The organism is Neisseria sp. P0001.S005, assembly GCF_051963715.1.
In genome coordinates this window covers 1-311 of sequence record NZ_JBQCTZ010000907.1, presented here as the reverse complement: position 1 = coordinate 311, position 311 = coordinate 1, and the positions used below count along the sequence as shown (strand labels likewise).

Here is a 311-nt window from a genome sequence, read left to right as displayed (position 1 = left end):
AAACAACCGCCGCGATGAGCGCAACAACGTGCTTAACCGTGTTTAGGAAACGTTTGAAGACGTAAACGTTCAAGAAGTGGCCGCACTGGCTGAGATGCCGTCTGAAAACCAAGCGGAACAAAACGGAAATAAACGCCGCCGCAACAACGGCCGTAACGAGCGCAACCGCCATCAATCTACGGAAAACCGTGTTGAAGACGTGAACGTTCAGGCCGATGGCGAACAGGCGCGAGTTGAAACGGACGACAAGGCTCGCAGCGAAGAGGGTGTGAAATACAACGGCCTTCAAGGACGCGACCGCAACAATCGTC

The 311-nt window shown here is 54.0% G+C and carries 1 protein-coding gene; it reads left to right on the top strand.

The genetic code is table 11. The features are described 5' to 3' along the window. Positions 1-76: 76 nt before the first annotated feature. A partial coding sequence (locus tag ACTHSP_RS23445) for a hypothetical protein (RefSeq protein WP_440347175.1) occupies positions 77-311 on the top strand: 235 nt, incomplete at its 3' end.